The 6,587-nt window shown below is 46.7% G+C and carries 6 protein-coding genes; 1 reads left to right on the forward strand and 5 read right to left on the reverse strand.

Going from position 1 to position 6,587, the window contains the following annotated elements:
- The 5 genes from Q0140_RS05210 to mqnE form a co-directional block, all read right to left on the reverse strand.
- Positions 1–197 (reverse strand): prepilin-type N-terminal cleavage/methylation domain-containing protein (locus Q0140_RS05210; RefSeq protein WP_297962546.1); only part of this gene is annotated, 197 nt, incomplete at its 3' end.
- Positions 198–224: 27 nt separating this feature from the next.
- Positions 225–1,451 (reverse strand): hypothetical protein, encoded by a 1,227-nt coding sequence (locus tag Q0140_RS05215; protein WP_297962548.1) that lies wholly within the window; start codon positions 1,449–1,451, stop codon positions 225–227.
- 112 nt (positions 1,452–1,563) lie between these two features.
- Positions 1,564–2,013 (reverse strand): phosphoribosyltransferase family protein, encoded by a 450-nt coding sequence (locus Q0140_RS05220; RefSeq protein WP_005871628.1) that lies wholly within the window; start codon positions 2,011–2,013, stop codon positions 1,564–1,566.
- 15 nt (positions 2,014–2,028) lie between these two features.
- The gene (locus Q0140_RS05225; RefSeq protein ID WP_297962550.1) at positions 2,029–3,324 is read right to left on the reverse strand and encodes an NCS2 family permease; all 1,296 of its coding nucleotides are present in this window, start codon (positions 3,322–3,324) and stop codon (positions 2,029–2,031) included.
- Positions 3,325–3,342: 18 nt separating this feature from the next.
- Positions 3,343–4,425 (reverse strand): aminofutalosine synthase MqnE, encoded by a 1,083-nt coding sequence (gene mqnE / locus Q0140_RS05230; protein WP_297962552.1) that lies wholly within the window; start codon positions 4,423–4,425, stop codon positions 3,343–3,345.
- 141 nt (positions 4,426–4,566) lie between these two features.
- Between mqnE and glmS the strand changes: the two genes are divergently transcribed.
- Positions 4,567–6,384, forward strand: a complete 1,818-nt coding sequence (glmS, locus tag Q0140_RS05235) for a glutamine--fructose-6-phosphate transaminase (isomerizing) (RefSeq protein WP_297962553.1) — start codon at positions 4,567–4,569, stop codon at positions 6,382–6,384.
- Positions 6,385–6,587 lie beyond the last annotated feature (203 nt).

The following is a 6,587-nucleotide window of genomic DNA, read 5'->3' on the forward strand; positions in this document are numbered from 1 at the left end:
TTAAACCAATCCGGGTCATTAGGATCGAATTTGTTATCATTCATAGCCAGCTGCTGAGTATAGCGAATATGAGCAGCTACTTGATCTGCCGCCTCCACAAGGCTATTTCGATTGATTTGAGGCACCGCCACCGCCGCTAGAATTCCAACCACCACGATGATGAAAATCAGCTCTATCATAGTAAATGCTTTTTTCATAATTTTTACCTTTCATAAAAATTTTGTTTATATTTTAACATAAAATTTCGCAATTCGCACGCCTCGCTTGTAAATATCTATATTTTGTATCGAATTTTTATGATCCGAGACATATTCTGGCTCATCCGCATAGATAAAAGCGCTATCCCCGCTAGGCAGTCCGTAAAATTTCAGGCGCAGGCAGAGCCTCTCGTCTTCGCAGCTTACGCTTTTTACTCCGCGATTTTTTAACTCACTTGCCAGCTGCCTAGCTACGTCAAATTTATAGATGAAATGCCGCTGCGGTTTGTTTGCGAACATCGCCTCATACATCACATCGCTAAAAATCACTACAAAATAGCTCACCGCTAAGCTTACCAGCGTCACACCCACGGCGATCTTGTGAAAGGTGCGAAATTTAGGCAATCTAACGCGGTATGAATTAAACAAAACCCGAATGATCAAAGGCGTAGCGATGACGCAATACGGCAGCATCATCTCAAGTGGCACGCGCTGTCTTAGCGAAAAAAGCATCGTTAGACAAAGCGCACTTGTAGCGATGAACCAAAGCAGGTTCTTTTCCTCTTTGATCCAAATTCTATAGATCGTGTAGATGAAAAATAAAAATACTAAAGGCGAAAACGCGCCCGCAAAAACGCCCACGGTGTCTAAAAAATACCCCTTCGGCTTGCCCTCGGAGCTCACGTCGTAAAAGATCACGCTGAAGCTAAATAGCGCTATGCAAAGCAGCAAAAGCTCCTTTTTGCGCGTATAAAGCGCCCAAATTCCAAAGCCCACGTAGAGCATAAAAAACGCGCGGTCGATCAGGGCGCAAACGGACAGAAGCACGAAAAGCGCGATATTGTATTCGCTCTTTGCAAAATAGATCGCTAGCAGCGTGAAAAAAACGATGATGCCCGCAGGATTTAGCAAGATCGCGCTACTCATTGACGCAGGAAGCGCCATAAATAGCGCCGTAGCAACCACTCTATCGAAGCGACGCTTTAGAATAAATTTTGAAATTTTATAGATCATCGCGGCGTTTGCGAAGTGGATCAAAATAAACGGTACGCGCAGGGCGTAGTCGTTGCGCCCGAAAATTTCGCAGCTTAAATTTGCGATTAGCGAAACGAGGGATTTTTTCTCATAAAAAATTTCGGCTTCGTAGTAGCTGATGCTTAAATTTGAAATCGCATAAAGCAGAAATATGCCCTGAAACAGGCACATTATAGAGATTACGAAAATTTCGTTTTGATAAAGCTTCTTCACTCTCATCCTTGCTGCGGGCACTTTAAATTTACAGCCTAAATTTTACGGCCGGAATTTTATAAAATTTAAGCCGCCGAATCATTTAAAATTTAGCCGCTAAATTTAACCGCGCGCCGCTTCATTCCTCTATCGTATAATTTTCCCAAAAGAAATTTATCCACTCATCCGTCTTTGAAATTTTAAAATCGGGTTGGATGAGCGCCTTGGGTTTGTAAAAAATCACCGCCGTTTTAAGCTCTATTTGCGGGAATTTCTCCAGCAGCACGCGCTTGATCTCGACCATGCTGTCGCCGCTGTCGATGATATCGTCCACCAGCAGCACGCGCTTGTAAAGCTCCAGATCGGGCACGTTGAAAACGTCGATGGTGTCGAGCTTTTTGGTGTCTGCGTAGTGGATGGAATTTATCGAAAATATCGTCCGCATATCAAGCGCATTGGCTAGCGCATGACCGAATGTGAGCCCGCCTCTAGCGATCGCCACGATTGCATCGGGCATAAATTCGTCCCTAACCTGCTTTGCTATAACTCTTGCGTCGCGATCCATCTCGTCAAAACTATAAAATCTCATATCTTTCCTTAAAATTTAATGCATTAAAAATACCAAAACGCTAATCGCGCCAAGCGTCAAAACGCCAAAATTTAAATCTTTTATCCTGCGCTGAGCGAGTCTAACTACGATATAAGCGATAAAGCCGAAGCTTAAGCCGTTGGTGATCGAATAGGTAAAAGGCATCAAAAATACTATAAAAAACGCAGGGATTAAAATTCCAGCGTCGCTATAATCGATCTTGCCAAGTTCGCTAAACATCAAAACCCCGACCATTACGAGGATCGGATAGATCGCATTTGCGGGGATCGCCTTAAATAGCGGTAGCATAAACAGCGTCAGCACAAAAAATATAGCGCAAAATACCGCGGTAAGCCCCGTGCGGCCGCCCGCCTCCACGCCGCTGGCGCTCTCGGCAAATGCAGTGACCGTGCTCGTGCCAATAACGGCGCCCGCAACGCTTCCTATCGCATCGGAGGTTAAATTTCTAGATAATTTTTTCATGCCGTCTTTGCTATTCTCTCCAAAAAGCCCCGCGCGGTTTCCCACGCCGGTTAGAGTGCCGATGCTATCAAATAGATGCGTGACAAAAAATGTGATTATAAAAGGCACGAACGCGAGCTTTAGCGCTCCGGAGATATCTAGCTTAGCGAATATCGGCGTTATGCCACTTGGCGCGCTTACTATGCCATGCGGTGCGGGCGAAATTCCAGCCACCCACGCAACGCACGAAGTAATCAAAATGCTTAAGATAAACGCCGCCTTGATTCTAAGCACGAAGAGCACCAGCACGACTGCTAAGCCTAAAATTCCAAGTAAAACGTTTAGATCTTTTAAATTTCCTAAAGTTACTAGCGTCGCCTGACTAGGCGCGATGACACCCATCTGCTTAAGTCCGATAAAGCAGATGAAAGCCCCGATACCCGCACTTATGGCGCGACGCAGATCAAGTGGGATAGATTTGATAACCCAAACGCGAAAATTGGTAAACGAAAGCACGGTAAAAAGCGCCCCGCTTATCGCTACGATGCCAAGTGCACTCTGCCACGGCATCTTCGCATCCACGCACAACGCAAAGGTAAAATACGCATTTAGCCCCATGCCGACGCTAAGCGCTACGGGGGTATTTGCAAAAAGCCCGTTAAATAGCGTCGCGATTATCGTAATAAGCGCGGTTGCCGTAACCAGCGCATCAAACGGCATACCTGCGATGCTCATAATGTTAGCGTTTACCGGCACGATGTAAATCATCGCCAAAAACGTAGTAAGCCCTGCGATAAGCTCCTGCCTTACCGACGTTTTCGCGGCGGCGAGATGAAAGAATTTCTCCACTTGCTCCTCCTTTAGAATTTATTCGTAAATTTCGATCTGATTATACAAGCTGTCGCGCTCTACGGGCACAAAGCCCGCCGTGCCGATCATATCGATAAAATCGCGCTTGCTCTGCCCTTTTTTGCTGCCGGCGCCGGCGCTGCTTTGAATGCTTTCATTCTCGATCGTGCCGTCAAGATCATCCGCGCCGAAATCCTGCGCTACGAGGGCTAAATTTAGCGTCGAGGTCGCCCAGTAAGCCTTGATATGCGTGACGTTATCAAGCAGAATTCTACTAATCGCGATCGTTTTTAAAATTTCGACCGAGCCCAAAAAGCCCTTCACGTCCAGATAGTTGTTCTCGCGCTGATACACGAGCGGGATGAAGGCGTTGAAGCCGCCGCCGTTAGCGCGAGAGAGGCTCTCGTCTTGCAGTGCGCGGATGCGCAAGATGTGATCTATGCGGTGAGCGCGGCTTTCGATATGTCCAAAGAGCATCGTAGCGTTGCTCTGACGCCCGCGCGCATGCCACAGCGAGTGGATTTGCAGCCACTGCTCGCTTGAGACCTTGCCTTTGCAAATTTTATCGCGCACGTCCTCGTCAAAAATTTCGGCGCCGCCGCCGGGCATCGAATCCACGCCGCTTTGCATCATCAGCTCTATCGTCTCCTCGTAGCTCATCTTCCACTTTCGCCGCCAGTAATCGATCTCCGCCGCGGTCATCGCCTTGATATGCACAAGCGGATATTTTTGCTTTATCGCTTTGAAAATTCCCAAATATTGCTGCGGCGTAACGAACGGATTGTGCGAGCTTACGATATGAATCTCCTTCGTGCCGCGCGCTACCGTCTCGTCCACGATACGCATGATCTCATCATCGCTCATCGTATAGGCGTTTTCGTTCTTGCGGTGCGCCGAAAATGCGCAAAATTTACAGGTATCTGCGCATAAATTCGAAGGATTGATATGACGATTTGCGTTGAAATAGACGTTTTTACCGTTTTTTTCTTTGCGAATAGCAAAGGCAAATTTGCCCAGATCGAAAAGATCCAGATCCCATAACTTCACGCCGTCTTCGTAATTTAATCTCTCGCCGCTTTGTAGTTTTTCTAAAATTTCCATCGATTTCCCAAGCCAAATTTTGTGCTAATTATATAATTTTTTGCTTACAAAACGGATAAGCGGACTAAATTTAGAGCCGAATTTCGTTAATTTAAAATAGCGTAGTAAAATGGGCGCCAAATTTTAAACAAGGAAAGCAAAATGTGTGGAATCGTAGGCTACATAGGAAATGCCGAAAAGAAAAAAATCATAATAAACGGACTGAAGGAACTCGAGTATCGCGGATACGATAGCGCTGGGCTTGCCGTGATGGATGAGAGTGCGAATATAAAGTACTTCAAAGCGGTCGGCAAGTTAAATAATCTCGAAGAAAAGATGAAAGATTTCACTTCGCAAGGCTTTGGCGTTGCGATCGGACACACTCGCTGGGCGACGCACGGAAAGCCCACCGAGCTTAACGCGCATCCGCATTTTGGGGATTTTAGCTTCGTCGTGCATAACGGCATCATCGAAAACTACATCGAGCTAAAAGATGAGCTCGAAGCGGACGGCGTGAAATTTTTAAGCCAGACCGATACCGAAGTGATCGTACATCTTTTTGAAAAAAATTTCAAGGCTAGCAACGACGCATTTAAGGCATATGAAGCCACAATTAAACGACTAAAAGGCGCATACGCTACGCTTTTGATCACCAAGGCTGCTCCGGGCGAAATTTTCTTTGCTAAAAACGCAGCTCCGCTCATTGTCGCAAAAAACGATAAAAACGAAATTTTCTTTAGCTCCTCGGACGCTCCGCTCATCGGGCTTGCGAATACGGCTGCGTATCTGGACGATCAAATTTACGGCGTTGCAAAGCTTGGGCAAATCGACATTTTTAAAAACTCTAAACCGCATAATTGCGCCTTTAGTGAGCTTCCGAAAGATAAAGGCTATGCGCAAAAAGAGGGCTTTAGATTTTTTATGGAAAAAGAAATTTACGAGCAAGCGCAAGTCGTAACCGAAACGATGATGGGGCGCGTAATCAAGGGCGGTAAGATCAAATTTGACGAACTTGATGCGGCGATGTTTGAGGGTATCGACGAGGTCGTGTTATGTGCCTGCGGCACGAGCTATCACGCCGCGCTCGTAAGTTCATATCTTTTCGAGCGCATCGCTAAAATCCGCACAAAAGTGGAGGTTGCCAGCGAATTCCGCTACAAGGAGCCGTTTTTGAATAAAAACGCCCTTTTTATCGTCATTTCGCAAAGCGGCGAGACCGCCGACACCTTAGAGGCGCTGCATATCGCTAAAAAAGCCGGTCTTAGAACGCTTGCGATCTGCAACGTCGATAACAGCTCGATCGTGCGCATGGCGGGCAGCGTGATCCTCACTCGCGCAGGCATCGAAAAGGGCGTAGCCTCCACGAAGGCTTTTGCAACGCAGGTTATGGTGCTATGGATGTTTGTGGTGTATCTTGCAAATCTGCGCGGCACCGTCTCTGCCAAAAACAACGCGAGCGAAATTTCGGCGATGCTTCATATCCCGCAAATTTTAAAGATCAAAGACGGCTTGCAGGATAAAATTTACCGCATGAGTAAGCACTATCTGCACGGACACGGCTTTTTCTTTATCGGGCGCGATATTTTCTATCCGCTCGCTCTTGAGGGCGCGCTCAAGCTCAAAGAGATCTCCTATCTGCACGCGGAAGGCTATCCAAGCGGCGAGATGAAGCACGGACCGATCGCTCTTGCCGATTCTAATCTCTTTACGGTTGCGCTGATGCCAAAGCATTTGCTCTACGAAAAAACCAAAAGTAATGTCGAAGAGCTTGCCGCGCGCGATGCGTATATTTTAGCTATCAGCCCCGAAGAGCCCGAGGTCGCGGACGATTTTATCAAAACGAGCGAGCAAAGCCACGCGATGAGCGAATTTTTTGAGATGATGCTGATTTTGCAAATTTTAGCTCTTGAAATTTCCGTGCGGCTCGGCAACGACGTGGATATGCCGCGAAATTTAGCCAAAAGCGTCACCGTAGAATAATCGTTTTTTAAGTTCATTTTGACTAATATTTCTCATTAAAAAATCGGGGAATGTTAGTATATGAGACTTATCGGATTTATCAGAGGTGAAAATGTCATAGTCGCCACGGGCGGGGTCGAGTATAGCTACGAAATGCTAGGCGAGCGCGATCCTAGCCTAACCGACGGCGATGAGGTAAGCTTCGACACGCTAGCATCCAGCGC

The sequence above is a fragment of the uncultured Campylobacter sp. genome, from assembly GCF_938045405.1.
GTDB lineage: Bacteria > Campylobacterota > Campylobacteria > Campylobacterales > Campylobacteraceae > Campylobacter_B.

What these genes read in the sequence shown, in the direction of transcription:
- Q0140_RS05215 (WP_297962548.1), bottom strand. Translation starts at nt 1,451, where the DNA reads ATGAGAGTGAAGAAGCTTTATCAAAACGAAATTTTCGTAATCTCTATA.
- Q0140_RS05220 (WP_005871628.1), bottom strand. Translation starts at nt 2,013, where the DNA reads ATGAGATTTTATAGTTTTGACGAGATGGATCGCGACGCAAGAGTTATA.
- mqnE (WP_297962552.1), bottom strand. Translation starts at nt 4,425, where the DNA reads ATGGAAATTTTAGAAAAACTACAAAGCGGCGAGAGATTAAATTACGAA.
- glmS (WP_297962553.1), top strand. Translation starts at nt 4,567, where the DNA reads ATGTGTGGAATCGTAGGCTACATAGGAAATGCCGAAAAGAAAAAAATC.